At 39.7% G+C, this 26,381-nt stretch carries 21 protein-coding genes; 10 read left to right on the top strand and 11 right to left on the bottom strand.

Annotation, left to right across the window (positions count from 1 at the left end):
* Positions 1 to 83 precede the first annotated feature (83 nt).
* On the bottom strand, positions 84 to 305 hold the full coding sequence (locus HDF25_RS01485; RefSeq protein ID WP_184622051.1) for a PspC domain-containing protein: 222 nt from the start codon (positions 303 to 305) through the stop codon (positions 84 to 86).
* 107 nt (positions 306 to 412) lie between these two features.
* The gene (gene pyrF, locus HDF25_RS01480; RefSeq protein ID WP_184622050.1) at positions 413 to 1,246 is read right to left on the bottom strand and encodes an orotidine-5'-phosphate decarboxylase; all 834 of its coding nucleotides are present in this window, start codon (positions 1,244 to 1,246) and stop codon (positions 413 to 415) included.
* Positions 1,247 to 1,518: 272 nt separating this feature from the next.
* On the opposite strand from pyrF, the gene rho reads away from it, so the two are divergent.
* Both rho and pssA read left to right on the top strand, forming a co-directional pair.
* Positions 1,519 to 3,240: a transcription termination factor Rho gene (gene rho / locus HDF25_RS01475; RefSeq protein WP_184622048.1), complete on the top strand. Its 1,722-nt coding sequence runs from the start codon at positions 1,519 to 1,521 to the stop codon at positions 3,238 to 3,240.
* 6 nt (positions 3,241 to 3,246) lie between these two features.
* Positions 3,247 to 3,930 carry a CDP-diacylglycerol--serine O-phosphatidyltransferase gene (gene pssA / locus HDF25_RS01470; protein WP_184622046.1) on the top strand — a complete coding sequence of 228 codons (684 nt, stop codon included), beginning with the start codon at positions 3,247 to 3,249 and terminating at the stop codon, positions 3,928 to 3,930.
* Between the two features lie 69 nt (positions 3,931 to 3,999).
* Here pssA and HDF25_RS01465 read toward each other — a convergent pair whose 3' ends face one another.
* Together HDF25_RS01465 and folK are read right to left on the bottom strand one after the other, a co-directional pair.
* Positions 4,000 to 4,377: an Hpt domain-containing protein gene (locus tag HDF25_RS01465; protein WP_184622044.1), complete on the bottom strand. Its 378-nt coding sequence runs from the start codon at positions 4,375 to 4,377 to the stop codon at positions 4,000 to 4,002.
* A 20-nt stretch (positions 4,378 to 4,397) separates the two neighbouring features.
* Positions 4,398 to 4,895, bottom strand: a complete 498-nt coding sequence (folK, locus tag HDF25_RS01460; RefSeq protein ID WP_184622042.1) for a 2-amino-4-hydroxy-6-hydroxymethyldihydropteridine diphosphokinase — start codon at positions 4,893 to 4,895, stop codon at positions 4,398 to 4,400.
* 51 nt (positions 4,896 to 4,946) lie between these two features.
* On the opposite strand from folK, the gene sppA reads away from it, so the two are divergent.
* The 5 genes from sppA (at position 4,947) to HDF25_RS01435 (ending at position 10,693) form a co-directional block, all read left to right on the top strand.
* Positions 4,947 to 6,716: a signal peptide peptidase SppA gene (gene sppA / locus HDF25_RS01455; protein WP_184622040.1), complete on the top strand. Its 1,770-nt coding sequence runs from the start codon at positions 4,947 to 4,949 to the stop codon at positions 6,714 to 6,716.
* A gap of 134 nt (positions 6,717 to 6,850) precedes the next feature.
* On the top strand, positions 6,851 to 8,527 hold the full coding sequence (locus tag HDF25_RS01450; RefSeq protein WP_184622038.1) for a DNA polymerase/3'-5' exonuclease PolX: 1,677 nt from the start codon (positions 6,851 to 6,853) through the stop codon (positions 8,525 to 8,527).
* Between the two features lie 22 nt (positions 8,528 to 8,549).
* Positions 8,550 to 9,152: a DUF4254 domain-containing protein gene (locus HDF25_RS01445; RefSeq protein ID WP_184622601.1), complete on the top strand. Its 603-nt coding sequence runs from the start codon at positions 8,550 to 8,552 to the stop codon at positions 9,150 to 9,152.
* Positions 9,153 to 9,156: 4 nt separating this feature from the next.
* Positions 9,157 to 10,197, top strand: a complete 1,041-nt coding sequence (locus HDF25_RS01440; protein WP_184622036.1) for a glycosyltransferase family 9 protein — start codon at positions 9,157 to 9,159, stop codon at positions 10,195 to 10,197.
* Positions 10,190 to 10,693 carry a SixA phosphatase family protein gene (locus HDF25_RS01435; RefSeq protein WP_184622034.1) on the top strand — a complete coding sequence of 168 codons (504 nt, stop codon included), beginning with the start codon at positions 10,190 to 10,192 and terminating at the stop codon, positions 10,691 to 10,693. Before HDF25_RS01440 ends, HDF25_RS01435 begins: the two co-directional genes overlap by 8 nt.
* Here HDF25_RS01435 and HDF25_RS01430 read toward each other — a convergent pair.
* The 4 genes from HDF25_RS01430 to tig all read right to left on the bottom strand — a co-directional run bounded on the left by HDF25_RS01430 (position 10,690) and on the right by tig (position 15,179).
* Positions 10,690 to 11,553, bottom strand: a complete 864-nt coding sequence (locus HDF25_RS01430) for an AMP nucleosidase (protein WP_184622031.1) — start codon at positions 11,551 to 11,553, stop codon at positions 10,690 to 10,692. The two genes, HDF25_RS01435 and HDF25_RS01430, sit on opposite strands and share 4 nt — an antisense overlap.
* Positions 11,554 to 11,690: 137 nt before the next feature.
* Positions 11,691 to 12,932 carry an ATP-dependent Clp protease ATP-binding subunit ClpX gene (gene clpX, locus HDF25_RS01425; RefSeq protein WP_184622029.1) on the bottom strand — a complete coding sequence of 414 codons (1,242 nt, stop codon included), beginning with the start codon at positions 12,930 to 12,932 and terminating at the stop codon, positions 11,691 to 11,693.
* A gap of 3 nt (positions 12,933 to 12,935) precedes the next feature.
* On the bottom strand, positions 12,936 to 13,625 hold the full coding sequence (clpP, locus tag HDF25_RS01420) for an ATP-dependent Clp endopeptidase proteolytic subunit ClpP (RefSeq protein WP_184622027.1): 690 nt from the start codon (positions 13,623 to 13,625) through the stop codon (positions 12,936 to 12,938).
* 198 nt (positions 13,626 to 13,823) lie between these two features.
* On the bottom strand, positions 13,824 to 15,179 hold the full coding sequence (tig, locus tag HDF25_RS01415) for a trigger factor (protein WP_184622025.1): 1,356 nt from the start codon (positions 15,177 to 15,179) through the stop codon (positions 13,824 to 13,826).
* Between the two features lie 281 nt (positions 15,180 to 15,460).
* Here tig and HDF25_RS01410 point away from each other — a divergent pair, with 281 nt between their 5' ends.
* The 3 genes from HDF25_RS01410 to HDF25_RS01400 all read left to right on the top strand — a co-directional run bounded on the left by HDF25_RS01410 (position 15,461) and on the right by HDF25_RS01400 (position 18,583).
* A complete protein-coding gene (locus HDF25_RS01410) occupies positions 15,461 to 15,865 on the top strand; it encodes a nuclease A inhibitor family protein (protein ID WP_184622023.1) in 405 nt (134 codons plus the stop codon).
* A 26-nt stretch (positions 15,866 to 15,891) separates the two neighbouring features.
* Positions 15,892 to 16,779, top strand: coding sequence for a DNA/RNA non-specific endonuclease (locus HDF25_RS01405; RefSeq protein WP_184622021.1), 888 nt, complete (start codon positions 15,892 to 15,894; stop codon positions 16,777 to 16,779).
* Positions 16,780 to 16,936: 157 nt separating this feature from the next.
* Positions 16,937 to 18,583: a S8 family serine peptidase gene (locus HDF25_RS01400; RefSeq protein ID WP_184622019.1), complete on the top strand. Its 1,647-nt coding sequence runs from the start codon at positions 16,937 to 16,939 to the stop codon at positions 18,581 to 18,583.
* 188 nt (positions 18,584 to 18,771) lie between these two features.
* On the opposite strand, the gene HDF25_RS01395 is transcribed toward HDF25_RS01400, so the two are convergent.
* Genes HDF25_RS01395 through HDF25_RS01385 form a run of 3 tightly spaced genes read right to left on the bottom strand, consistent with a single transcriptional unit; the run spans position 18,772 to position 26,350 of the window.
* Positions 18,772 to 19,257, bottom strand: coding sequence for a hypothetical protein (locus HDF25_RS01395; protein ID WP_184622017.1), 486 nt, complete (start codon positions 19,255 to 19,257; stop codon positions 18,772 to 18,774).
* A 10-nt stretch (positions 19,258 to 19,267) separates the two neighbouring features.
* On the bottom strand, positions 19,268 to 22,876 hold the full coding sequence (locus HDF25_RS01390; protein WP_184622015.1) for a DUF6443 domain-containing protein: 3,609 nt from the start codon (positions 22,874 to 22,876) through the stop codon (positions 19,268 to 19,270).
* A 6-nt stretch (positions 22,877 to 22,882) separates the two neighbouring features.
* Positions 22,883 to 26,350, bottom strand: coding sequence for a hypothetical protein (locus HDF25_RS01385; RefSeq protein ID WP_184622013.1), 3,468 nt, complete (start codon positions 26,348 to 26,350; stop codon positions 22,883 to 22,885).
* Positions 26,351 to 26,381: the final 31 nt, after the last annotated feature.

Below are 26,381 nucleotides of genomic sequence, written 5' to 3'. Positions count from 1 at the left end.
CAACAAATATAATATATAGTTGTATGTGTATGTTATTCTAAGCCTCAATCTAAGAATAAAAAGCGTTAATTCAACCCTTGTAACTATAAATCCCAAATCCTTTGTCTGATCCTTTTGATATAATGACGAACGTCCAGTATCAGCACTGCCATCACATAAAAAATAATAGGGAACCCTACTGCCAGAAAGGAAGAATAGATAAAGAATAATCTGATTTTGCTGATAGACATGTCAAAACGGTCTGCAATATAAGTACAGACCCCAAAACTCTGCTTCTCGAAATAAGTGACGATGCTCTGAAACATGCTCTTTGTTTAATAACACCACATGCAATAATCATACCCCAAACAGGAATTACTACACAGGTATTGCGAATACCAATTTACACATTTTTTTTCAGAACAGCTTCTTTTTACCCTAATAATCCTGCTTTTTCCAGAATTATTTGCATCTCTTGCTGTAATTTCAAAGCTTCTTCTCTCGCTTTTTCAGCAAAATCACGGCCTTTACCGGCATAAATAATACCTCTGGAAGAATTAACCAGCAAACCACAGGTAGCATTCAGTCCAAATTCGCAGACATCAGCCAGACTTCCCCCCTGTGCCCCAACACCAGGTACCAGTAAGAAATTATCAGGTGCCAGTCTTCTGATATTTGCAAACTCATCACCCCTGGTTGCACCTACCACATACATCAGCTGATCACTGTTCCCCCATTTAGAAGATACCCGTATCACTTCTTCATAAAGTTTACCTGCCGAACTCTCCAGCAACTGAAAATCACTATGACTCGGATTAGAAGTTAAGGCCAGTAAAATCACCCATTTATCTTCATATTTCAAAAAAGGTCCGACAGAGTCATACCCCATATAAGGAGCAACAGTAATCGAATCGAAACTCATACCCGATTTCTCCTGGTTAAAGAAGGCATCTGCATACATCGCAGAAGTGTTTCCTATATCCCCTCTTTTGGCATCCGCAATGGTAAAGATATCCTTAGGAATGTGTGCCCAGGTTTTCAATAAACTCTCCCAGCCTTTTAAACCCCTTGATTCATAGAATGCTGTATTTGGTTTATAAGCAACACAGATATCATGAGTAGCATCAATAATTTGTTTATTGAATTCAAATATCGGGTCTTCGAAACTCAACAGGTGCTCAGGAATATTTTCCATTACCGGATCAAGTCCTACACATAAAAATGATTTTTTCGACTGTATCTGTTCAAATAGTTGCTTTTTATTCATTTGGGCTAAGATTTTGTGCAAATATGCCAAAATTTCCACAGGAATTTAAGCGCGAGTTTTAAACAAGTAAAGTAATTTATTTATAACATTTTCATATTTTACTTGGAGATTAGAATACAATTACATACAATTGCAGCATAATTCTCAAAAGTTTATCTGATCATTCCAGAAAATCTCACAATATTTTGTTCTAATTTCAAGTTCATAATTGCATTTTTTTTGCTTTGATATGCTGATAAATACGTTTATAAAAATTTCTCTACACCCACATAATGTTTAACAAAACAGAATTAAATGAAAAACTCACTGCAGAATTGCGGGAGTTAGCAAAATCTCAGGGGATCTTGAATGCTGATGATTTGCGTAAAGCTGAATTGGTTGAAGTTATTCATCAAATTAGTGAACAACAGCAAACACCAGAAGCTACCCCCTCAGCTGATGTCACGGCAACAGAAGTCAGCGATGATTCTGCTAAAGAAAGCCCTGCAAAAGCTGCTAAACAAAAAGCACCTAAAATCAACCCTGCCGAAAAACCGCTTAGAAAAAGAACACGTATTCCTAAAGACGAAGCAGAACAGGCAGCACCGGCAAATAACAACAATTTCAACAGAGCATCTTTATTCGATGCCCAACCTGTAGAAAACCAGGCTCAGCCTGAGACTTCACAGCCAGTTGAAATTAACGAGACCGCTCCGGTTGAAAATGCTGCCCCGGTAGCTAAAAAGGAAGAAAATCAAAATAACCAGCAAGCGGCTCCGGCGCATACCGAAATTAAAAAGGTAAAACCTGCCAGAGAAGACAACAGGCCAAAAAACAATAACAACAACGGTAACAACAGTAACCAGAAACAAAACGAAAACAGCTATTCAAACCTGGATTTCGATAATACCATCACCAATGAAGGTGTACTGGAAATTATGCCTGATGGTTACGGTTTCCTGAGATCAGCTGATTACAACTATCTTTCTTCACCGGATGATATCTATGTTTCCCAGTCTCAGATCAAACTTTTCGGTTTAAAAACCGGAGATACTGTTAAAGGAAGTATCCGTCCACCAAAAGAAGGTGAAAAATATTTTCCACTGGTAAGAGTAGAGACCATCAATGGCCGTTTGCCTGCCGATGTAAGAGACAGGGTTCCTTTTGATTATCTGACTCCGTTATTTCCTACAGAAAGATTAAATCTTTTCACAGAAACCAACAATTACTCTACCCGTATTATTGACTTATTTACCCCGATAGGTAAAGGTCAGCGTGGTTTGATCGTTGCACAGCCTAAAACAGGTAAAACAAACCTGTTGAAAGAAGTAGCGAATGCCATTGCTAAAAACCACCCGGAAGTTTACCTGATCATTCTACTGATCGATGAACGTCCTGAAGAGGTTACCGATATGGCAAGAAGCGTACGTGCTGAAGTTATCGCATCTACTTTTGATGAGCCGGCTGAACGTCACGTTAAAATTGCCAATATCGTATTGGAAAAAGCAAAACGCCTGGTAGAATGCGGACATGATGTTGTTATTCTGCTGGATTCAATTACACGTCTTGCCCGTGCTTATAATACAACTGCTCCGGCATCCGGTAAAATCTTATCTGGTGGTGTGGATGCAAATGCATTACACAAACCAAAACGTTTCTTTGGAGCTGCACGTAATATTGAAAGAGGAGGCTCGTTAACTATTCTGGCGACTGCTTTAACAGACACAGGATCGAAAATGGATGAGGTAATCTTTGAAGAATTCAAAGGAACAGGTAACATGGAATTACAGTTAGATCGTAAATTATCTAACAAACGTATTTTCCCTGCAATTGATATTACAGCATCAAGTACCCGTAGAGATGACTTATTACATGACAGAGATACTTTACAAAGAGTATGGATCTTACGTAACCACCTGGCTGACATGAATGCTCAGGAGGCTATGGAGTTTGTTCAGGCGCAAATAAAGAACACAAAAACCAATGAAGAGTTCTTAATTTCAATGAACAGCTAGTCAGATATGAAGAGACACATTCCCAATGCATTAACCTGTGCCAACCTCTTTTCAGGATGTATAGGTGTGGTTTTTGCATTTAAAGGTGAACTAAATATTGCCGCATATGCCGTGTTAATCTCCGGCATATGCGATTTTTTTGACGGTTTTGTAGCCAGATTACTGAACGTCAAATCCCCTATTGGTAAAGAACTTGATTCTTTGGCAGATATGGTGAGTTTTGGTTTTTTACCAGGTGTGGTGATGTTTCAGTTGCTTACACAAAGCGATTATTCGTCTCCCTACCTGCCTTATCTCGGTTTCCTGATCACTATCTTTTCAGCTTTAAGACTGGCTAAATTCAATATTGATACCCGGCAGACAGAAGATTTCATCGGTTTAAATACCCCAATGAACACCCTTTTTATTGTCTCACTCCCTTTTATTCAGCAGGATTATCCGGGATTGATTAATTCCACCATATTACTCGTGGCTGTCACAGTAATTATGAGTTTTTTACTGACCAGCGAAATCAGAATTTTCTCGTTGAAGTTCGGCTCGCTGGAATGGAAACACAATAAAGTAAAGTTCATTTTCCTGATGTTATCAGCAGTACTGATCGCTTTCCTTAAGTTTGCAGCAATACCATTTGTGCTCGTTCTTTACATCAGTTTGTCTGTACTGCATTTCAGACGTCTGCCTAAATTATAACCCATTTTCAGGGACAAAAAAATAGCCTTCCACAGGATGGGAGGCTATAAATTCTAAAAACATAAAATATCAGAGCCTCTTTTCCAGCTCAGCTTTAGCTTCATCCAGTTGTCTGTACAAAATCTGCACAAAATCATTGAGTTCCTTTAATGCATTTGGCATATCAGAAAGGTCCTTCTGCTCCCGGGCATTGTTTTCTATTTGTTGCAGGTGACCGCGGGCATCCTCTCTGCCAACATAAGAAAGTGTAGGTTTTATTTTATGGGCATAACCTGCCACTTTTTCCCAGTCCTGAGCTTCAAATGATTGTTCCAGATCCGCTATATACAAAGGTGTCTGCAACTTAAACATATCGATCATTTCAATCATGAACTCGGCGCTGTCACCAGACATATCACTCAGATACGACAGATCAAGGGGGCTGTTATTTTTTTCTTCGTCAATCATTTGAAACAAAACTAATAAAATTATAATATTTTTAACACAGTTAAATCATCCTTCAATAAAGACAATAATGCAGAAATGCTCTGCTTCAGCAAAGGATGCTCGACATCGCCGGCAATCTCAGCAAGTGGCTCCAGTACAAACCTTCTCTCCTGCATCCTGGGGTGTGGTACCTGTAGCCTTTCCCCATCATTAATGACCTCCTGTCCGTATAAAATTACATCAATATCAATCAGCCTGGCTCCCCATTTCTCCAGTCTTACCCTACCCAGTTCCTCTTCTATTTTCAATACATTGTCCAGCACCTCATCAGCGGTCATTTTGGTTTCTACACCAACCGCTACATTCAGAAACGAAGGCTGATCTTCCTTTCCCCAGGCAGCAGTTTCATATACTCCTGATCTTGAAACGATTGTACCAATCTGGTTACCGATCCGTAAAATTGCTTCCTGAATTAATTTTTCTCTTTCTCCCAGATTACTTCCCAGTAACAAATAAACTATATTGTACTCCAAACCCATATAAAAGCTAATTCATTTAATATATTTACAAATTAAATATTAAACATCCACATGAGAGAATTTTTCAAATATGTTTTTGCGACTGTCGTAGGAATTATTATTTCCACACTGCTTATCGCTATATTTTTCGTCGTTTTAGTAGTTGCTATGGTCTCTGCGGTTGACAGTGATAAAACTGTGGATGTTGCAAGCAACAGCGTACTTTATCTGAACCTCGATCAGAGCATTAAAGAACGCACCCCGAACAAAACATTCGATAATCTTCCCGTTATTGGTTCAAGAGCAGGAAAGAGCATCGGTTTTAATGACCTGATCAGAGCCCTGAAAAGAGCAAAAACTGACGACAATATCAAATGCGTTTACCTGAATGTGAGTTCTCCTGCTGCGGGAAAAGCAACTTTAAAAGAAGTCAGGGATGCCCTGATCGATTTCAAAACCAGTAAGAAGAAGATCATTGCCTATAGTGAAGTTTATACACAGGATGCCTATTACCTGGCCTCAGTTGCCGATAAAGTCTACCTGAACCCACAGGGTGCATTAGAATTTAAAGGTTACAGCTCTCAGCTGACCTTCTTCAAAGGTGCTATGGAAAAACTGGGTGTTGAAGCTCAGATCATCCGTGTCGGAAACTTTAAAAGTGCTGTAGAGCCTTTCACCAATGATAAAATGAGTGATTATAACCGTCAGCAGGTTACCGCTTATCTGGGTGGTCTTTACAATACTTTTCTGGAAGGTATTTCCAAATCCAGAAATATCCCGAAAGACAGCCTGTATATGATGGCCAATACCTATAAGATCCAGCTTCCTCAGGATGCATTGAAATATAAAATGATAGATGGTCTGAAGTATAAAGATGAAGTACTTGATGAATTGAAGACACTATCCGGAACCGGTAAAAAAGAAAGCCTGAGTACAATAACTATCAATGATTATGCAAATAATCAGAAAGATGACAACAGCGAGAGCAGTAATAAAATTGCTGTAATTTATGCAAACGGTGATATCACTGGTGGTGAAGGAAGTGATGAGTCCATAGGCTCTGAGCGCATTTCCCGTGCGATCAGAAAAGCAAGACTGGATGATAAAATCAAAGCAATTGTCCTTCGCGTAAATTCAGGTGGTGGTAGCGCATTGGCTTCAGATGTCATCTGGAGAGAAATTATCCTGAGTAAAAAAGTGAAACCAGTGATTGCCTCTTTCGGCGATGTGGCTGCTTCCGGCGGATATTACATTGCCTGTGCAGCGGATTCTATTTTTGTACAGCCTAATACTATTACCGGATCGATAGGTGTATTTGGCATTATTCCTAATTTCCAGAACCTGTTGACCAATAAACTGGGGATTACTTTTGACGGTGTCAAAACTGGTCAGTATGCAGATATTATGAGTGTGACCCGTCCTTTAACACCAGGAGAAAGACTAATTATTCAGACAGATGTGAACCATGTCTATGACAGCTTTATTACCCGCGTAGCAGACGGACGTAAGAAATCCAAAGCGTATATCGATTCAATCGGTGGCGGACACGTATGGGTTGGTACTGATGCCGTTAAAATCGGACTGGCAGACAGAATTGGCAGTTTCAATGATGCAATCGTAGCAGCAGGCAAAAAAGCGCAGTTGAAAGATTATAAAATTGTAGAGTACCCACAAAAAACTGATCCTTTAAAATCCTTCCTGTCAGATGCAGGTGATAATGTAAAAACCTATTATGCCCAGAAAGAATTTGGTGAAAACTTCTTCCTGTACCAGCAATTGAAAAAAGTAGTGGTCCAGGCCGGTGTTCAGGCCAGGATGCCTTATCAGATTAACGTACAATAAAAATACATGAGCTGATGTTCTGATAAGAGCATCAGCTCATCTTCTTTTACGCCTGACCAGACTCCGGAATTACCAACAGGCGATAAATACATTGATCAGGGAAAAATGCTTCTTTTTATTTATTTTAGCACCCGATGGAAAACAAAACCATAGCCCGTAGTCTAAGACTCCTGTCACAATTGATGGAGCTTCATAATGACAATCCTTTTAAAATAAAATCCGTAGCCAATGCTGCTTTTAAAGTAGATAAGTTACCCTATGCGATCAGCAGTAAAAGTCTTGAGGAAATCGAAAAGATCGACGGACTCGGTAAAAGTATTTCTGCTAAAGTATGGGAATTACTGCAAACCGGTACCATGCAGGAATTACAGGATATCCTTGCAGACACCCCTGAGGGGATCGTCGAGATGCTGGGAATTAAAGGGATAGGTCCAAAGAAGATTGTCATCATCTGGAAAGACCTGGGTATAGAAAATATTGGTGAACTTTATTACGCCTGTAACGAAAACCGTCTGATTGAAGCCAAAGGTTTCGGCTTAAAAACCCAGGAAGAGATCAAAAAAGTCATAGAATTTAAAATGGCTGCCCAGGGTAAATTTCTTTATGCCCAGGCCGAGACTCTGGTTAATACCCTGTCCGAAGAGCTGACAACCTGGTTAAAGACCTCTGATCCTGAACCATTGCTGCAGGTAGCCGGAGATTACCGGAGATACCTGGAAATTATTGAAGAACTGGATTTTGTGATCGGTGTCAGTGATCCTGCTGCTACAATTGCAAAACTTCCTTTACTCAAAGAGCTTCCATTTGAAAAGCAGGCTGAAAATACATTTGCTGCCATGAGCGCTTTCGGTTTAAGGGTACAATTACATATCTGTCCGAAAGAAGACTTTTACCTTAACCTATTTAAACTGACCGGTAATGAAGCACATGTACAGGAAGTATTAAAACTAACTGGAAACGGGCCTTTCACCGATGAACAGACTATCTATCAGCAGGCTGGACTGAGTTATGTAGAACCAGAACTCAGAGAAGGATTAAACGAAATAGAACTTGCAAAAACCAATCAGTTACCTCAGCTGATTACCTACGACGACCTTAAAGGAAGTCTGCATAACCACTCTACCTGGAGTGACGGTGTACATACTTTAGAACAGATGGCCGTCTACTGTAAAGATACCCTCCATCTCGAATACCTGGGCATGTGTGATCACTCCAAATCAGCATTTTATGCCAACGGACTGAATGAACAACGTATTTTCGCACAACATCAGGAAATTGATGCCCTGAACCAGAAACTGGCCCCATTTAAAATATTCAAAGGGATTGAAAGTGACATCCTCAATGACGGCTCCCTGGATTACAGTGACGACATCCTAAAAACATTCGACTTTGTTGTAGCCTCTGTGCACAGTAATTTAAGGATGGATGAAGAGAAAGCTACTGCCAGGTTAATCAAAGCCGTAGAGAACCCTTATACAACCATTCTGGGACATCCTACAGGACGCCTGCTCTTAAGCCGTAAAGGTTATCCGATAGATTATGCTAAAGTGATCGATGCCTGTGCAGCCAATCATGTAGTCATTGAAATTAATGCTAACCCACTCCGTTTAGACCTCGACTGGAGATGGCACCGCTATGCTTTGGAAAAAGGCGTGTTGTTATCCGTTAATCCCGATGCCCACCGTATGGAAGGTTTCCGCGATATGCATTACGGTGTTTACATCGGCCGAAAAGGTGGTTTGCAGGCTAAACAATGTCTGAATGCCTTTAGCCTGGCCCAGATCACCGATTATTTCAATAGCCGAAAATAATATTATAACTACCTTTGAAGCCATGATGAGCACCCTCTGCAATAAAATATTCCAGGATGTGATTAATGATTATCACGTTCACAATAACATTGACCAACCTATTGAAAACCCCTATAGCGGGAATACTATTGAGCATCTGCTCTATCTTAAATGCTGGATTGACACCGTGCAATGGCATATGGAAGATGTCGTACGAAACCCGCAGATCAATCCCGTAGAAGGATTGCAATGGAAAAGACGCATTGACCAGTCTAACCAGGAAAGAACAGATGTAGTAGAATATATCGACAGTTACTTCCTTGAAAAATTTGCAGCCGTTCAACCTGTTGAAAATGCAAAAATCAATTCTGAAAGCCCGGCATGGGTAATTGACAGATTATCTATTCTTGCGTTGAAAGTTTACCATATGCACGAAGAAACTATCCGTCCTAATGCTGATGCTGCACATATAGAAGCCTGTACAACTAAATTAAATATCCTGCTAAACCAGAGAACTGATTTATCCAGTAGTCTGGATGAGCTGATTGCAGATATTGAATCCGGACAGAAATACATGAAAGTTTATAAGCAGATGAAGATGTATAACGATCCTGCTTTAAACCCGGTACTTTACCAAAACAAATAAGGCAATGCCCAAAAACCCCGGAATACTGGTTATCCGCTTTTCGGCTATGGGAGATGTAGCGATGACAGCTCCCATACTCAAAGAATTCAGACAGCATTACCCCGGGGTAAAATTGACAGTGGTCAGCCGTAAACTATTCGCCCCTTTTTATAAAGGGATTCCGGACCTCCACTTTCATTCTTTTGACCCTAAAGGGAAACACAAGGGATTTTTCGGTCTGGTAAAGCTTTTTTTTGAACTAAAATCGCTACAAATTACAGCAGTAGCAGATTTACATAACAATTTGAGGAGCCGTATCCTGGGTCTTCTTTTCTACTGTTTTGGGATCAGAACCGTTCGGGTAGATAAAGCGAGAGCAGAGAAAAAGCAGCTTACCAGACGCGAACATAAAGTCATGAAACCGCTGTTACCTATGACTGAACGTTATGCTGCTGTATTCCGTAATTTGGGCTATCCATTTCAGCTTAGTCATCAGCTCGCCCCCTTTTCGCCCGAAAAGCTCAGTCCAGAACTGATTCAGCTAACCGGTATGCCTAAAAACAAGAAATGGGTTGGTGTAAGTCCTTTCGCGCAACATCAGCAAAAGGTATATCCTCTGTCAAAAATGGAAATCGTGCTGCTTGAACTGGCAGAATCTGACTATCAGTTATTTATTTTTGGAGGAGGAAAGGAAGAGGCAGATATCGCAGCACTCTGGGCTGCCAGACACCCTAATATCACCTCCCTGATCGGAAAAGTAAATCTCGAACAGGAATTACAGCTGATCTCCAATCTCGATCTCATGCTCAGCATGGATTCATCCGGTATGCACCTGGCTTCACTAAAAGGTATTCCCGTAGTCTCTGTCTGGGGTGCCACTCATCCCTATGCAGGATTTCTGGGATACGGCCAGTCAGAAGAAGACACTGTACAACTGGATTTATATTGCAGACCTTGTTCTGTGTACGGAAATATCCCTTGTTACAGAGGAGATTTTGCCTGTATGAACAATTTGTCTGAAAAGATTGTTATCCATACTGTAACCAAAAAACTAAACAATGGCTAAACAACTGGTATTGGTAAGACACGGTAAGTCAGACTGGTCGACAAACGGGATGACTGATTTCGAAAGGCCTTTAAATCACCGGGGAAATAAAAATGCTCCGGAAATGGCAGAGCGGATAAGCAAAAGGAATCTCATTCCAGAATTATTGGTCAGCAGTCCGGCAAAGAGAGCCTTGACAACTGCAAAACATTTTTCAGATACCTGGGATATGCCAAAAGATAAGATTCAGAAAGAGCCTGCGATTTATGAGGCCAATACCACAGCCTTATTGCAGGTGGTAAACAGATTTGACAATCAGCATAACCGGATAGCCCTTTTCGGTCATAACCCCGGATTAACAGATTTCGTTAATTTTCTTGCCGATGCCCATATCTATACCATTCCTACAGCAGGCGTTGTGTATATAGATTTCCCATTTGATGACTGGTCAATGGTAAGTCATCACACAGGAAGTCTATTATTATTTGATTATCCTAAAAACACCGCTTTAATTTAAAACTTAAGGTGTTTAACAGTTAATCCGTTATTGATCAGTTGTTTCAGTGAATCAATACCAATTCTCAGATGCGTATCTACATAGTTAGTAGTTACCGAACTGTCGCTTTCCGTAGTTTTTACACCTTCAGGAATCATAGGCTGATCAGAAACCAGTAATAAAGCTCCAGTTGGGATCTTATTCGCAAAACCAGTGGTGAAGATCGTAGCTGTTTCCATATCCACTGCCATTGCTCTCAGCGTTTTAAGATATTTCTTAAAATATTTATCATGTTCCCAAACCCTGCGGTTAGTGGTATAACAGGTTCCAGTCCAGTAATCACGTGAATGGTCACGTATCGTTGTAGAAATCGCTTTTTGCAGTGCAAATGAAGGCAGTGCAGGCACTTCAGCCGGCAGATAATCATTCGATGTACCTTCTCCCCTGATTGCAGCAATCGGAAGGATCAGATCACCCAATTGGTTTTTCTTTTTCAATCCACCACATTTACCCAGGAACAAAACTGCTTTAGGCATAATTGCTGTCAGCAGATCCATCATTGTTGCTGCCATCGGGCTACCCATACCAAAATTGATAATCGTAATTCCGTTAGCTGTTACACTTTGCATAGGTTTATCCAATCCCATAATCGGTGCATTGTCATTCCATTCCGAGAACATGGTCAGGTATTTACTGAAATTGGTCAGTAAGATATATTCACCAAATTCTTCGAGCGGGCGACCAGTATATCTGGGTAACCAGTTCTTCACAATATCAGCTTTAGATTTCAATCCCGGTTTTAACGGAGAGTTGACTTCTTTATTCTTTTTGGACTTTTCTACATTCGTTGCGTCTTTGTTTACTTCTTTTTCTTCGTTCATATCTTCTTGTATTAATTATTGGCTGTCTTCAGCCAGAGCGGATCATATTCAGGACAAACCTCCTGATTGCTGGTTAATAATTTGTGTAAAATAACAAGTTAAAAAAAATCCCCGTTAAAAACGGGGATTTTAAATTCTTATGCAGCTTTTAACTTCTTAAAGTCTGCCTTTTCAAATTTCTCCACCGCGTAGTCGAGCGTAATCACAAGCTCCTTTATACTCGGATCGGACGGGATGTCAAACATCGCGTCCAGCATGATTGCTTCACAAATAGATCTTAATCCCCTTGCACCCAGTTTATATTCCATTGCCTTGTCTACAATAAAATCTAAAACTGCGTCATCAAAGACCAGGTTTACACCTTCAAATTCAAACAATTTCACATACTGACGGAACAAAGAATTCTTAGGTTCCGTTAATATATTACGCAATGCCTGTTTATCCAGCGGATTCAGGTGAGTCAATACCGGTACACGGCCAATCAGTTCAGGAATCAGACCAAATGATTTTAAATCAGCCGGAGTGATATACTTGTACAGATTTTCCAGATCCAGTTCTGTCTCATCTTTCTTCACCTTGTAACCCACCACCTGTGTACGTAATCTGTTGGCAATTTTGCGTTCGATACCATCAAATGCACCACCACAGATAAACAGGATGTTGTTTGTATTTACAGGAATCATTTTCTGATCAGGATGTTTACGTCCTCCCTGAGGCGGAACATTCACTACAGTACCTTCCAGGATCTTTAACAGCGCCTGTTGTACACCTTCTCCCGATACATCTCTGGTAATAGAGGGGTTATCACTTTTACGTGCAACCTTATCCACCTCATCGATATAAACAATTCCACGTTCTGCAGAAGCCACATCATAATCCGCAGCCTGAAGCAAACGGGTAAGGATACTCTCTACATCCTCTCCTACATAACCTGCTTCTGTTAATACAGTAGCATCACAGATACAGAAAGGTACATGGAGAATCTTAGCGATTGTTTTCGCCAGTAACGTTTTTCCGGTACCGGTTTCACCAACCAGCATAATGTTCGATTTTTCAATCTCCACTTCATCTGCCTGATCAACCTTCTGTCCTAACCTTTTATAGTGGTTATATACAGCTACCGAAAGTACTTTCTTAGCATCATCCTGTCCAATTACATATTGGTCAATATGTGCTTTAATCTCCGCTGGCTTTAAGAGGGGACCGGCAGCATCCAGAGATTTGGCTTGTTTACTGCCAAATTCCTGTAGTACCAGCTGGTGAGCCTGTGTCACGCATTTGTCGCAAATGTATGCATCCAGCCCTTCAATAAGCATTAAAGTATCCTGCTTACTTGAACCGCAAAAAGAACAACGGGATTCTTTATTTTGTTTAGCCATTATCTATTTTTTATCCGAACCTAAAATCTCATCAATCATTCCGAAGCCCTGAGCTTCATCAGCTTTCATCCAGTAATCACGGTCTGAAGCTTTCTCCACCCATTCATAAGTCTGACCTGAGTGCGTTGAAATGATATCATATAATTCTTTTTTCAATTTAAGCATCTCTCTTAAGTTGATCTCCATATCAGAAGCTACACCCTGCGAACCACCTGAAGGCTGGTGAATCATCACACGTGAGTGTTTTAAAGCTGCACGTTTACCTTTAGCACCTGCTACCAGTAAAACTGCACCCATTGATGCTGCCATACCTGTACAGATCGTAGCTACATCAGGAGTAATATATTGCATCGTATCATAGATACCTAATCCTGCGTAAACAGAACCTCCAGGTGAATTGATATAAATCTGAATATCCCTGTTTGTATCAGTCGACTGTAAGAACAATAACTGCGCCTGGATAATATTAGCATTGCCATCATGGATAGCATCACCCAAAAATATAATTCTGTCCATCATTAAACGCGAAAACACATCCATCTGAGCTACATTTAACTGGCGCTCTTCGATGATATATGGTGTCATTGCTTTTGGCGAACTGTTAGTACGGCCAATATAACGATCAACGTTTAAACCGTTTATACGGTGGTGTTTAACTGCATATTTTCTAAATTCGTCTTTATCTATATTCATGTCTGTATATATTTTATCGTTGTTTTAATTATAAGATCAGGTTCACATTTTAACGTGAATCCCCATTAATCAGAGCCAAAGTACTTAAACTAAGTTGGCAAATTATTTGGTTATTGTAAAATTAAATAGCCGATATATAAATAAGGCGGCTTTAATAAAGCCGCCTTATGATAAGATTAAAGAAATTTGAAAAATCTGCTATACAGATTCAACTAACTCTTGAAATTTATTATAAGCTATATCTTTTTGGTCTAATGTTGCAACCGATTGGATATATTCAAAAACTTTAATTGCTTTTACCTCTTCGAATATACGGTTAGCATTGTCTTTTTCCTGCAGGAAGGTCGCTGTGTATTGTGACAACTGATCTTCTGGCATTGGAGCCGGACTGTACATTCTGAACTGTGCATCTAAACGTTGTTTAGCAGTTTGGAATACATCTTCATATTTAATCTCGATACTGTTGTCTTTAATGATTTTATTCTCAATTAAAGTCCATTTCAGGTTTTTCGCGAAATCATTGTAACCTTCAGCAAGTTCTGCATCAGATAATTTTTCGTTAGTAGCTTTTAACCACTTACGTAAAAATTCATCAGGCAAATCCATTTTCACGTTTTCAGTTAACTGAGTGTACATATCGTTCTGCAGTTTGCGGTCGGCATCCTGTTTGAACATACCTTCAATTTCTTCTGTGATTTTCGCGGTGAAACCAGCTTCGTCAGTAACGACACCTTCACCAAATATTTTATCAAAGAACTCCTGGTTCAGATCAGATTCCTCTAAACGGTTGATATTCTTAACCGTTACTCTGAATTTAGACTGTAATTCTTTAGCTTCAGGTTCGCCGATATTCAGCAATTTAGCGATAACCGCTTCATTGTTGCCCAAAGCTTTCTGAAGATCCAGTTCAACTACAGCATCCTTTTTCAAACCGATTAAAGATTTTAAAATCGCTTTATCTTTAACCTGATCCAAACGGATAGAACCAGTATTGGTAATGCCACCTTCAAAAACTGAACCATCCGGAGAAAGTTGTGCTAATTCGGCATAAAGTACATCATCATCTGCCGAAACTTCCGGGTTTGTCATTTTGCCATAGCTGCGACGGATGTTTTTGATACGGGAAGCCAAAGTTTCTTCGTCAGCTTTTACATTGTACTGAGTGAATTTATCTTTAGCAGTAATGTTAACTTCTACAGCCGGAGCCAGACCAATTTCGTAGTCAAATTCAAAAGCGTCAGTACCATCCCATTTAAAATCTTTACCATTATCTAAAACCGGAACTGGCTGACCCAGGATCTCAACTTTATTTTCTGTTAAAAATTTATTCAGGTTCTCGCTTAATAAAGTATTTATAGTTTCTACAAGGATACTTCTGCCGTACATCTTTTTGATATGTGCAGCAGGAACCATTCCTTTACGGAAACCTGGAAGCGTAGATTTTTTCGCTTGTTCTTTAATAGTTTTATCGACCTTTTCAGTATAATCTTCAGGCGAAATTTTAACCTTTACAACTGCATTTAAGTTGTCAATCTTTTCCTGTGTAATATTCATCTTTCTAAATCAATGTGTTAAAATGTCTTTCTTAGGAGATCTTCAGTACCGCCGCCTCTTTAGAGGTGCCAAAAGTATTAATTTTCTCGAATAAGACATAGTTAAATATCAAAATCTATCGGGATTATGTCTATATATCACATATTTTAACAAGATTTATGCTATAAATAGAATTGACATGACATATTAAAACGATGTGAAGTTTATATTACCCTTTGTGTGTCAGTCTTTTTTAACCAGAAAACCTCCTAATTTTAATCCGTAAATTATTCTGCCAAATAATGGAAAATCAAATCTTAACCGAACTATCTGCCCGCTTACAGGGTTTGTGGTACATGAGCGAATCAGAAGCACCGCTGACTCCACAATCCCTTGGAAATCTGCCAAAAGACCAGCTTGACGAAAAAATCACCGGTCTTTTTACGCCTGAATCATCCAGTCTGACCCTGAACAAACTTGATCCGGCTATATTTTTTAATGATATCGTTGCCGCAGCCGATCCTGCCGACCAGATTATCGTGCAAAATGCAGCAAAGTTTACTGAATTATATGCTTACTTAAAGAACAACAGTACAGACATCAATGTATTCCGTCTCGAAGGGGAAAGCAATATTCCAATTATTATCACATCCCTTTTCCCGGACGGAGAAGTTATAGCCATTTCAACCTATTCTATAGAAACCTAGATCAATCTTCCTAATTCCATTTTCCAATGAACCGTACAATTAAGCAATTCTACGTAATGGCCATGCTATGCCTTGTCATTGCCTCTTGTAAAAAAGAAAACCAGCTTCAGCCAGCAGACAATTCAACCCTCAGCAGCAAAAGTTTAAATGCAGTAAATGCCACAGGCGATGATGGCAACCTGTTACTGGGTAACCCTAGTGGTGCAGGTGGCGTCAGTTTACCAAACAATTACCTGATGACTAAAACTTATTACACCCTTTCTTACAGCCGTGACAGAGGAACTCCAAACTGGGTAAGCTGGCATATTCAGGCATCCGATCTGGGCACTACTTCACGCACTGACGGATTCAAGGCTGATACTTCTCTCCCATCGGGATGGTACCAGGTACAAAACAGCAGTTACTCCGGTTCAGGCTTCGATCGTGGCCATAACTGTCCTTCAGGTGACCGCACAGCTTCTACAGATAGCAACGCGGCGACATTCCTGATGACCAATATGATGCCTCAGGCGCCTAACAATAATCAGCAGACCTGGGCCAACCTTGAGAACTATACCCGTTCGTTAGTCAAAGCCGGAAGCGAAGTTTATGTGATCTGCGGATCTTATGGTCAAGGAGGTACGGGTTCTCTTGGCGGAACGACCAAAACCATTGATAATGGGAAAGTTACCGTTCCTTCCAATATATGGAAAATCATCGTTGTACTTGCCGACGGGAGTAATGACTTAAGCCGCATTACAGCTTCGACCAGAGTCATTGCAGTGAATACCCCAAATATCAACAGCATCAATACCGACTGGAAAACTTACAGAACATCTGTAAAAAATATAGAGACTGCAACAGGCTATAATTTCCTGAGCAGTTTACCAACCGCAGTACAGACTGCATTGAAACAAAAAGTGGATAACCTTTAGTTTCAATTTTTCCTGTTTTCATCACCTCGCCTTTCTCTTTTAACCATGGTAAACCACGTGCCATACCTAAAAGAAAAAGGCGTTCGTGTAAAATACCATTATTTCTTAATGATTAATCTTTATATTCATGTAATCTACTTATAAAAACATATCTATCATGAAACTAAAAAAAATCATCTTTTTCGCTGTGTTAACCTCCACGGCACTCGTATCCTGTAAAAAGGATCATCAGACGACAAGCGGCAGTCCGGGGCAGCAACCAGGCAACACACCTTACACTGTTGCACAGATCAATGCCGAAATCCAGTCCCAGCTAAATAAGAACGGTACGTTCAGCTGGCAGAACACCAATGACGAATTACTCTACAGCGCTGTTATACTCGGAGACAGCCTGCTGACTATCGGTTACAGCAGCGAAGAAAACAATGCTATCCGGGTAGAAAGTATCAGCCCTCAGCAACAGTTAAGCCGTATCAGTAAAGCAGATGCAAAAAGTGCGGGAATTAATATCGAAGGGATACGGGACAATATTCTTCAACAGATCCGGGAAAACGAACATCAGAAAAAATCAGCAGGTTCGACTGAGGTTAATGGTAAAGATGATGTACTGCAATATGAGAGTCCGAAACTGACTTCTATGATAGTCAAAATAGGCAATCTGAGTACATTGCAGAAACTCAGACAATCTAAACAGATCAGGTACCTGGATCCAAGCAATTACAATAAGAACCTGATCAAACTGGGCGCAATTAACAATTCAGGTATAGTGACAAACAGTAGTTCATCAGGTCCAGACCCTGGCTCTGTTGCTGTAGACCCAAATTGGTTCAGTACCGCTTCTGACGGATCAATTATCCCAAAAGTCTATGAAGCCCAGCATATTCCTGATGCCTGGCAATACAGTACCGGTAAGGGTATTACCATTGGTGTAATTGACAATGGTGTTTACAGCACACAGCCTGTATTTGATACTCAATTTAATTCGGGTGTCTCTACAGGAAGAAAAATTGCAAAATACGGGACTTTCAAAGGAAGCACTTCTACTACTGATGGGGTCTTCATTAAAGACGACGACCTGGCCAAAGGACACGGGAACAGTATGGCTGCCCTGATTGCAGCACCAAGAGCCTCCGGAATTCCTGTAGGAATAGCCTATAACTGTAATTTACTGACTTACAGAGGAACGGATTTCTTTCTGCTCTATGGTTCTAAACAGCAGGAAGGCGTAGCTAAGGCCTTAATGGATCTTGCTGACAACAGCGACGTTAAAATTATCTCGATGTCTAATGGCTGGATCTGGGATGTATCTATGATTGCAGACGCTGTCAAATATGCACATGGCAAAGGAAAAATGATTATCGCCGCAGGCGGGACATCTATCGCTGCTTTCAATGTTTTGCTGACTATTAATATTCCGGACATCATAGGTGTACCATTTCCAGGTAATATGAAAGAAGCTGTAGCTGCAACCGGAACAAATTACAGTACAAATAGCACGCTGGTGAAATGCGCAGAGTGTCATGAAGGTCCGGAAATATCATTTACTACGACCACTGCTTCTGCTCCTTCAGTAAACAATGTTTTACTGGTTGTAGGAAACAAATCGGCGATCTATCAGAACACTTCTTCTTCTTCGGCTTCAACAGCGATCAATGCAGGAATTGCAGCCTTGGTCTGGGGAGCCCATCCTTCATGGACAAGAGATCAGGTTTTACAAAGAATGCAGCAGTCAGCCAGGTTTTATCCTAATAAGGATGCTAAACTGGGTTATGGACCTATTGATGTACTAAAAGCAGTGAAATAAATTCAGCTGAAACTTTTAGAATTTTAAACAAAAGACCGCCTTATAAATAAATATAAGGCGGTCTTTACAATTGCTTTTACTTCAAATCTTGGTATTTCAGTATCTGTATTAAGTACCTAAATATTACTCTTAAGGGATAGGATTATTAGTATAATAACTAGGATTCCTTTTTATAGATCGTTTGAGTTTTAGGGGTAAGTCTTTTCAAAATATGATTTTGTGCCCGTTAATCGTTCCAGCTTTGGAATAATCTCCTGCTCAAATCGTCCCTCAATTCTCAACTTTTCGCTATCACTATACTTTTTTATTTCTTTCCATCCAGTTTTTTCAGTAAAAATAGATCTTATTGCTAATCTTGCATATTCAGGATTTTTCACTAGTCCTGGTTCTAAGAAAGAGACAAAATACATTTCCTCTGGATTACTATCAAAGTAAAAGAACATTATTTTTGAAACTTCAAAGCCATCACGTATCCAATATTCAGACTCGTATTTCCATTTCTCTGGGACTTTATATTTAGGATATTCCTTATATATAGAGTTTATTGATAAGGCCAGTTGCTTATTTGACACTGGAAATACCTTTATTTTCCAGGCACCTAAGCTTCCAGCGCCGATATTTCCGCAAGAAATGGAAAATAAGCTTAAGATTAATATTAGTTTCTTAAATTTCATATTAAATTATTTAGAGAGAATCTACCATTTTCGACGTATAATACCCTATCGTTTTAGGTAAGGCAAGACCACCTAATCCATAACCTAATATAACACCCTGAATTCTTTGAAGAGGACTCATCGCGGGATTAATTGCAATCCCTATATTGTGGCGAACGAATCTCCAGTCTGCTGGAATTGCTCTTTTATCATTGAAGAGTCCATCAAGTCCATTAATACCTAAAGCCTTATATTCTAAATCATGATTTCTTCCTCCTTGCTCAATTGGATTAGAAGGATTATAAGAATAATCATCCTGACCATTATATTTCTTAGGGTTATCAGCCCCAGGATAGCTTAATTTACCAAGATAGCCTCCCCATTGCTTATTTAACGTTCTTAAATCTAATGCTTCGGGTGTTAAATCTCCCTGAACGCTATGCCAGAAATTACTATATGATTTTTTATCGGTCACATAATGATTCGCCCCAAAGAAATCTTTTTGACTACTTATACTGAATCCTTTAGCTAATTTACTACCATCGCTTAAACTACCCAAGCCACCAGTCTTCATCTCCCCATCAATAAAACTTGACATTTGAGACATACTGGGGTTATTTTTTAGAGAATGTTTTTCTATTTGCATCATATCAAAAAATCGCTCTATATCTTCTTTCCTATCTGTACTGTAACCATTGTCAGTTCTTTCCCACAATCCAAAAGGATCGGTAAAGTTAACTGGATTATTGAAACAATAACGGAATGGTGTCAAGTTTGGTGTCAACTCAGCAATCATATCTGGAACATTCCACCTTCCGATAACCGGGTCATAAAACCTTGCCCCATAATCATATTGGTTAGCTAAATCAGTCTGTATCTCCTTTCCATTATAAAGATAACGATTATTGCTCGCGAAATCATAGCCCCCAATTTTTCTTAATCCAAAAGAATAGTACTCATCTTCCTGAATGACCCTTGCTTTTCCTGTTGTTGGGTCTTTATCAAATGAGACCCTGGTATTCCCTAAATGATCCTTCAGGTTATACTCATAATTGTAAGTCCCATTCTGCACATTGTAACTCGCCCTGCCTTCTTCGGTCTGGATAAAGGAGATCACTCCATTCTGATAAACAATACCATTCACATAGTCCCAGCTGCCATCACTTCCAGTGTTCCTTAACTTGTTTCCTGCTGCACTATAGATATAAGAAGCTTTGGTAATTCCACCCTGTACTATACTTTGTGGCAGGTTCAACAGGTTATAGTTAATCGTTTGAGTACCTCCATCCGAAGTTGCATTCCCATTGGAATCATATCCATAACTTCTAAAGACTGCATTATTATTCGTGACCTTTTGTAACTGGTTACTGTAGTTACCATTCACGTCAGTATACGTATAAGCTAAGTTGGCCGCACTTGTCCCTCCCCTGATTAAAGAGGTAATATTCCCCATCTGATCATAGTTTAGGCTTTCATCCAATAGGCTATCAGTAGATTGTGCCTTCGTTAAGCGATTTAAACCATCATAATTATAAATGAACTCATGAGTCCCCTTATCTATCCCTTTATTTACACCATACCCCATCTGGCTGATATTCCCGTTCCACTGCGGTGTACGCCCCGTACCAGGGGCCGGGGCGTTATAATTCAAACTGAGATTAAGCAGAAACCCATCTGTGCCTAAAGTACTCAACCAACCCCTTTCATTATAAGTATAACTAATATTCTGCAAAAAACTAGCCCCATTATCTACAGAATGTAGGTGTTTATTCAATTCCTGGCCTACCTCATTATAATCATTCTGACTCAGCAAAACATTAGTTCCCTCATTGATCTGCTCAAAAGTCTGGCGTTTCCTGCCCATATGGTCATAGACATAACTATTCGCTATGGTAATCACCGCAGGAGAAGATGAATTGGTCGCGTTATGATGAACCCGTACAGTCTGGGTGATCGCATTGGTAAAATCATAGCTATGACTGATCTGATCATAGTTCCCTGCATTAATAGACTTGCCCCCCAGGTAATGCATTTCATAGCTTTGGATAGCCCTTCCCTGATCATCATAATAATAAACCGTACCCAGCATATTCCCTGGGCTTATGTTGTTATTTATCCCGTTCAATACCGCAGTCAAACTCATCGTTAACAGTCCCTGTGTCATGGTACTTGCTGCTGCTGGCATGGCCGGAATGATCTGACTGTTTACCGCATAGTTATAAGGGCTGGTATAAGGAGTACTATAATTATCGTAATAATTTACCGTCAGTACATTATCCAGAGTATGAGGATAAGTATTGGTCATGGTATAACCATAACCTTGTGTATTATCTTTATTTTCCCAGTTGATACTTTGAGCATAAACCAGGGCTTTTAAACTTTGAGGACTAATCGCCGTATTGCCATTGCTCCAGCTGCCCGTCATTATCACTCTGCCTAAAGCATCATATTTAGTGATCATCCATTGGTTATTCGACCGCTGATTACCATCCTGTGTAGCCACGACCTGATCCAGAGCATTGTAAACCAGATATTCTACCCCTTTGCCTGGAAGCTGTTTGCTCACCTGACGGTTTCTTTCGTCATAACCATACTGATAACAAAGGTTATTTAATATAGCTTGATTATTCTGACCGCTAACAGCATTATCGGCATTTGCCCCCGGAGGAAGCACATAACACAAATTACCAAAGTCATCATACACATAATAAGTAGACAAGGTTTCAAAAACTCCGTTGTTATTGTTATAAGTTCTTTTTAACACGACATGTTCTTCCTGATCCTTATACTCTTCTGTGGTATTCAGCTTTCGATTGACATCCTGGCCCTGGCTCACCAGCCAGTTTTCATTTTTAGAAATGGTCACATAAAGCTGACCAGCTCCATAGTTCCCCAGATCTATCGGGCTACGTTGGCCATTGGCATCAATACTAACCCCAAAGCGTCTTGCTGTATAGCTCGTCCCATCATTAGTTGCATAATCGAACCGCTTGCTACACGATCTTAATTGCCAGTCTCTTCCTGGAGCTCCCTGTTCTACCACCCGGTTTAATGGCGAAGGCTCGAAAGCTGTTGAAGCTGAAGGAATACTGACTGACGAATAGTTGATAGTTTCCCAGTTTTGATGATAAAACAAGTACTGCGCACTACCAGTATAAACCCCACCAGTATCAGCTAAAGCATTACTCCGGTAAGAACCAGCTGCAGCTGTTCCATCAGTATAAGGCAGGTATTTAGTGGCTTCTCTTCCAAGCGCATCATAAGTGAAAGGCTGAACAATATCTCTTCCAAATGGACTAGCTTTGGTCTGAATAGTCTGTATTGGCCGTCCCAATCCATCAAAATACTGGATCTCCTGACTTACCTCACTCACCTTAGCCTTGTCAACACTCAGGACAGCTGGTTTCCTGAAAATATTTGTAATTACATAGTTTTGACTCTTAGTTGGTGCAGAACCTAATTCTTCATTTAAATCTCTGGTAAGAGACACCTGAAAAGATTTGTTTGACGAATACTCTCCAACAGTGGGTTTTGAAAGTTCCAGGTATTGGCCATAACCGGCACCTGGAAACAACAGAAACAATAAAAAAAAGATTATAAACGTAAATTGGAAGACAGGCAGGCTTAAATATTTTTTCATCTCTATTTAGCTTTTAATGTTATAACTGTAACTTTTAATAATGTTTCCATTCTGATCTTTCACAGTTATCAACCGCTGAAACCCATCATATAGATAATAGAAAGTCTGTCCTTTCTCATCGGTCTGACTTGTCATCCCAACTTGTGGAGAATAAGTATAAGTTCTCATTTTAGCGTCTACAGGAAATATACGTACATCATCTACTGGTCCGGTCAAAGTAAGGTTTGCCGAATATGCCTTCTGATTAAAACTCCATTTAGAATTTGTATAACTCCACCATTGAATAATATAGCTACGTCCACTTGGCGCATCAAATACCGGTTGATAATTTCCATTCCAGAATTTGTTTCCGGTATAAGCAGGCTGAGCATCATTTCCTGTAATGACATTTCCGTTTGTATTCTCTTCAAACCCCTCATAGAAAAATTCTTTAGCTCCTTTTGTCACTATTTTTTTTTCCTGATAAGTTATTGTTGCACTTCTGTAAAGACCAGCAGGAGGTGCCGACGATCCACTTATATCCATAATGTAATTTCCTGCCGGTAAATTTGGGAATACGACAACAGACGGATAATTACAGCTTCCTGAGGAGGTTCTGTTAGCACAGAGACTTCCTTGTTTATAGATACTTGTTCCAGAAGTTAATGTGTATTGTAATGTATAGGTAAATCCAGGGTCACCATTAATTTGCAGACTTATATCTGCAGCAGCACCAGTAGTAAAGGCCGTGGTATTAGAACTAGAATTGTTAGGTATTACCATACCTAAATATCTTGGTCCAACTGAACTGACAGAGCTTCCATTATTTGCATTCTCAATAATTGCAATAGGATATTGATCCTTATATCCCCAGATATAACTGGTAGAAGGCCCCTTCTGGGCAAACTTAGTAGAGATATTCCCATTATTATCATAAGTATAATTCACAAGGGTCTCTGTTGCATAATTGCCGATACTCTGCTCAACAGATCCGGGCATAAAAACACCAGGGCCAACTTCCGAATAATTTGTGCGTCTAAGAGACAATGGAATAGAAGTACTCTGCCCTGATTTCGTAAGAGCCTGACGTTCCTCAATTACCGGCGAAATCATATGCAGATCATTATACATAGTTTTATATACCGGTGATGTTTCTTTCAGATTACCAGGATAAGTATAGGTAGCAGTAGAAATATCACCCTTGCTATCAGTTGAAACAACACTACTTAAAGTCTTGTCATCAGCATCGTAAGAATATTGCGTTGTCTTTGAAACCGCAGAAGGGAAATAACTGGTAACTGTTTTTTTCTGCAAATACGGATAAAAAGTGTAGATACCAGTAGTCACCAGTCTGACAAATGGCTGATTTAAAAGCCCGTCAACCCCAGCTAATGAAATAGACTTGACAAGATCATTATACCTTTCCGGTGAGGAGTTATATTCATTGGTAACTGTTTCTACTGGCATTCCCAATTCATTATATGTCTCCTGTGAAATTAATAGTCCACGTTCTAATTCTCTTGAGATGAATTTATCCATAAATGTTCTGTCATCGAAATTTGTCGCCATGGCAAGTGGAGGTAAATCCGGAAATGTGTCATGATTGGTATATTTATAGACGACTTTTCCATTTCCACTTGTTTTCTCTACAATCCTGGAATACGTCACATGGTTACCATTTGTGTTACCCAACATATTCACATAATTTTCGGAAAACATATCAAAAGTCTGGTCATAATTGGTCTTTGTCCTAAAGTACACCAGACCAGACCAACCACTATAATCATATTCAACGTGCATTCTACCTATAGAATGGTACAACGGTATACCAGAAAGAATTCCACTTGAACTATTATCAGCATTTACATAGGAATACTCTTTTGTTAAGGCTCCCTCTGATGAATTCGGATCAGGTTTGGATACAATTTTACTGACCCGTAACCCTCCGGCAGTTCCACTAACCGGGTTCAATTTAAAATCGGGAAGCTGAGAAGCAATCTTACTATAATCATGCGCCTCATAATAAAAAGATGTAGCACCCCCAGTTGGATAAGTAATAGAAGTAAGAATTTCGGCCTTCATCTTTTCAGGATCAGCCGACCTGTATTGGTATAGTTGATCAAAGGAGGTTCCTTCAAACATTTTCCCGTTATAATACCCCCAGTTATCAGACATTTTCGAGTTATAACCAGGCAAAGACATAGGATTATATGCAAATGTATAGGTTCCAGCCTGGTTTTTATCTGCATCATTAAAAGCTATATTATTGAGTTTTAATCTTGCCTTTAAATCAGCAGTATAATTAAATTTCACTCTTTTTTTACCGTTAATAACAATTTCATCTAACTTCATCCAATAATTTGATTGAATGAGAGTTTGATGTGCATGATAATCTACACCTTCGCTAGTAAGCCTTTGCTTAAGAAAAGTTTCATTATATTCATAAGGTAATTCTGTTGACCGGCTATCAATGAAACCTATCTGAGTACCGTCTGAACCAGAAATTCCAGATAAATATATTGGATGTTGAAATCCGTAGGAGAATTGAGAATTAGCAACACACCCCTGCTGACATTCCCTTCCGGAATTGGGGTCATCCTTTATATAACGAATTGTCTTTGAAATCACGTTACTGACCACGATCGGATTACCGTCCCTTTGATAGGTAAAATTCACCTTGCCCCCGGATATACCAGTTATACTAGTCAGGTACCAGGTTGTTGGAAGTGCTTTAAAATATTTTGCAGGAGAACTACTGTACTCAGTAGCAGCTACGTCTCCACCAAATACGTACGTTTTTCCATCCTCTGTTTTAACCGTAAACCTATAGAAAGGAGCAAAAAGTGTTTCTGCAAGAAAAGAATTTCCATTATAAAAATTCAATGCTAAATCTTTTTCCAGATCTACTTTCACCCTGATTCTTCTCCCATCTTTAGACTTAACTTTTACACGTACAGAATCTAACGCATCCCGGTACAGGTAAAAACTGGCATTGATTCCCGGTGCATTGATCATGAATTCATCTGGCTGACCTTCCCCGTTAATCCCCATCTGCAAAGTATTAAATCCTCCGGCACCTGCCCAGTCAGCAATATCCAGATCCTTTGATTTATAAAAATATCCAAATCCGTAAGTACTAAAAGTCGTACCATTATCTCTCGCAATATCATCTCTGGTAGTCTCATCCGGGGCTCCATTAACTATCCTGGTAATTGACCCACCTGCCGAAAGATTCCATCCTAAACCAACCCAGGTAGGATGCTGTTCCACTTTAATTCCACTGGCGTAATAACTTAATTGGATAGGCACCTCAATGTCCTTAATTTTAACAGTATGAATGGGAACAGAGATTTGAGGCAACCCGTTAAAAAGATCTGTAGGGACTTGTCCATACCTTCCGAGTTCGGCAGCATTTGGGGTTTGCGGCAATACCTGGGCAAACAATTTAAATGAGATGCTATAAAAAAGCAGTAGAAGCAGTAAGTTTTTTTTCATAATGACAGGATCAGGTCACAAATAGGATTTC

The sequence above is a fragment of the Pedobacter cryoconitis genome, assembly GCF_014207135.1.
In the GTDB taxonomy this organism is placed as follows: domain Bacteria; phylum Bacteroidota; class Bacteroidia; order Sphingobacteriales; family Sphingobacteriaceae; genus Pedobacter; species Pedobacter cryoconitis_D.
This window is presented reverse-complemented; position numbering and strand designations above follow the sequence as displayed.

Coding starts and splice junctions, on each gene's coding strand:
- HDF25_RS01485 (WP_184622051.1), bottom strand. CDS start 305: ATGTTTCAGAGCATCGTCACTTATTTCGAGAAGCAGAGTTTTGGGGTC.
- pyrF (WP_184622050.1), bottom strand. CDS start 1,246: ATGAATAAAAAGCAACTATTTGAACAGATACAGTCGAAAAAATCATTT.
- rho (WP_184622048.1), top strand. CDS start 1,519: ATGTTTAACAAAACAGAATTAAATGAAAAACTCACTGCAGAATTGCGG.
- pssA (WP_184622046.1), top strand. CDS start 3,247: ATGAAGAGACACATTCCCAATGCATTAACCTGTGCCAACCTCTTTTCA.
- HDF25_RS01465 (WP_184622044.1), bottom strand. CDS start 4,377: ATGATTGACGAAGAAAAAAATAACAGCCCCCTTGATCTGTCGTATCTG.
- folK (WP_184622042.1), bottom strand. CDS start 4,895: ATGGGTTTGGAGTACAATATAGTTTATTTGTTACTGGGAAGTAATCTG.
- sppA (WP_184622040.1), top strand. CDS start 4,947: ATGAGAGAATTTTTCAAATATGTTTTTGCGACTGTCGTAGGAATTATT.
- HDF25_RS01450 (WP_184622038.1), top strand. CDS start 6,851: ATGGAAAACAAAACCATAGCCCGTAGTCTAAGACTCCTGTCACAATTG.
- HDF25_RS01445 (WP_184622601.1), top strand. CDS start 8,550: ATGATGAGCACCCTCTGCAATAAAATATTCCAGGATGTGATTAATGAT.
- HDF25_RS01440 (WP_184622036.1), top strand. CDS start 9,157: ATGCCCAAAAACCCCGGAATACTGGTTATCCGCTTTTCGGCTATGGGA.
- HDF25_RS01435 (WP_184622034.1), top strand. CDS start 10,190: ATGGCTAAACAACTGGTATTGGTAAGACACGGTAAGTCAGACTGGTCG.
- HDF25_RS01430 (WP_184622031.1), bottom strand. CDS start 11,553: ATGAACGAAGAAAAAGAAGTAAACAAAGACGCAACGAATGTAGAAAAG.
- clpX (WP_184622029.1), bottom strand. CDS start 12,932: ATGGCTAAACAAAATAAAGAATCCCGTTGTTCTTTTTGCGGTTCAAGT.
- clpP (WP_184622027.1), bottom strand. CDS start 13,625: ATGAATATAGATAAAGACGAATTTAGAAAATATGCAGTTAAACACCAC.
- tig (WP_184622025.1), bottom strand. CDS start 15,179: ATGAATATTACACAGGAAAAGATTGACAACTTAAATGCAGTTGTAAAG.
- HDF25_RS01410 (WP_184622023.1), top strand. CDS start 15,461: ATGGAAAATCAAATCTTAACCGAACTATCTGCCCGCTTACAGGGTTTG.
- HDF25_RS01405 (WP_184622021.1), top strand. CDS start 15,892: ATGAACCGTACAATTAAGCAATTCTACGTAATGGCCATGCTATGCCTT.
- HDF25_RS01400 (WP_184622019.1), top strand. CDS start 16,937: ATGAAACTAAAAAAAATCATCTTTTTCGCTGTGTTAACCTCCACGGCA.
- HDF25_RS01395 (WP_184622017.1), bottom strand. CDS start 19,257: ATGAAATTTAAGAAACTAATATTAATCTTAAGCTTATTTTCCATTTCT.
- HDF25_RS01390 (WP_184622015.1), bottom strand. CDS start 22,876: ATGAAAAAATATTTAAGCCTGCCTGTCTTCCAATTTACGTTTATAATC.
- HDF25_RS01385 (WP_184622013.1), bottom strand. CDS start 26,350: ATGAAAAAAAACTTACTGCTTCTACTGCTTTTTTATAGCATCTCATTT.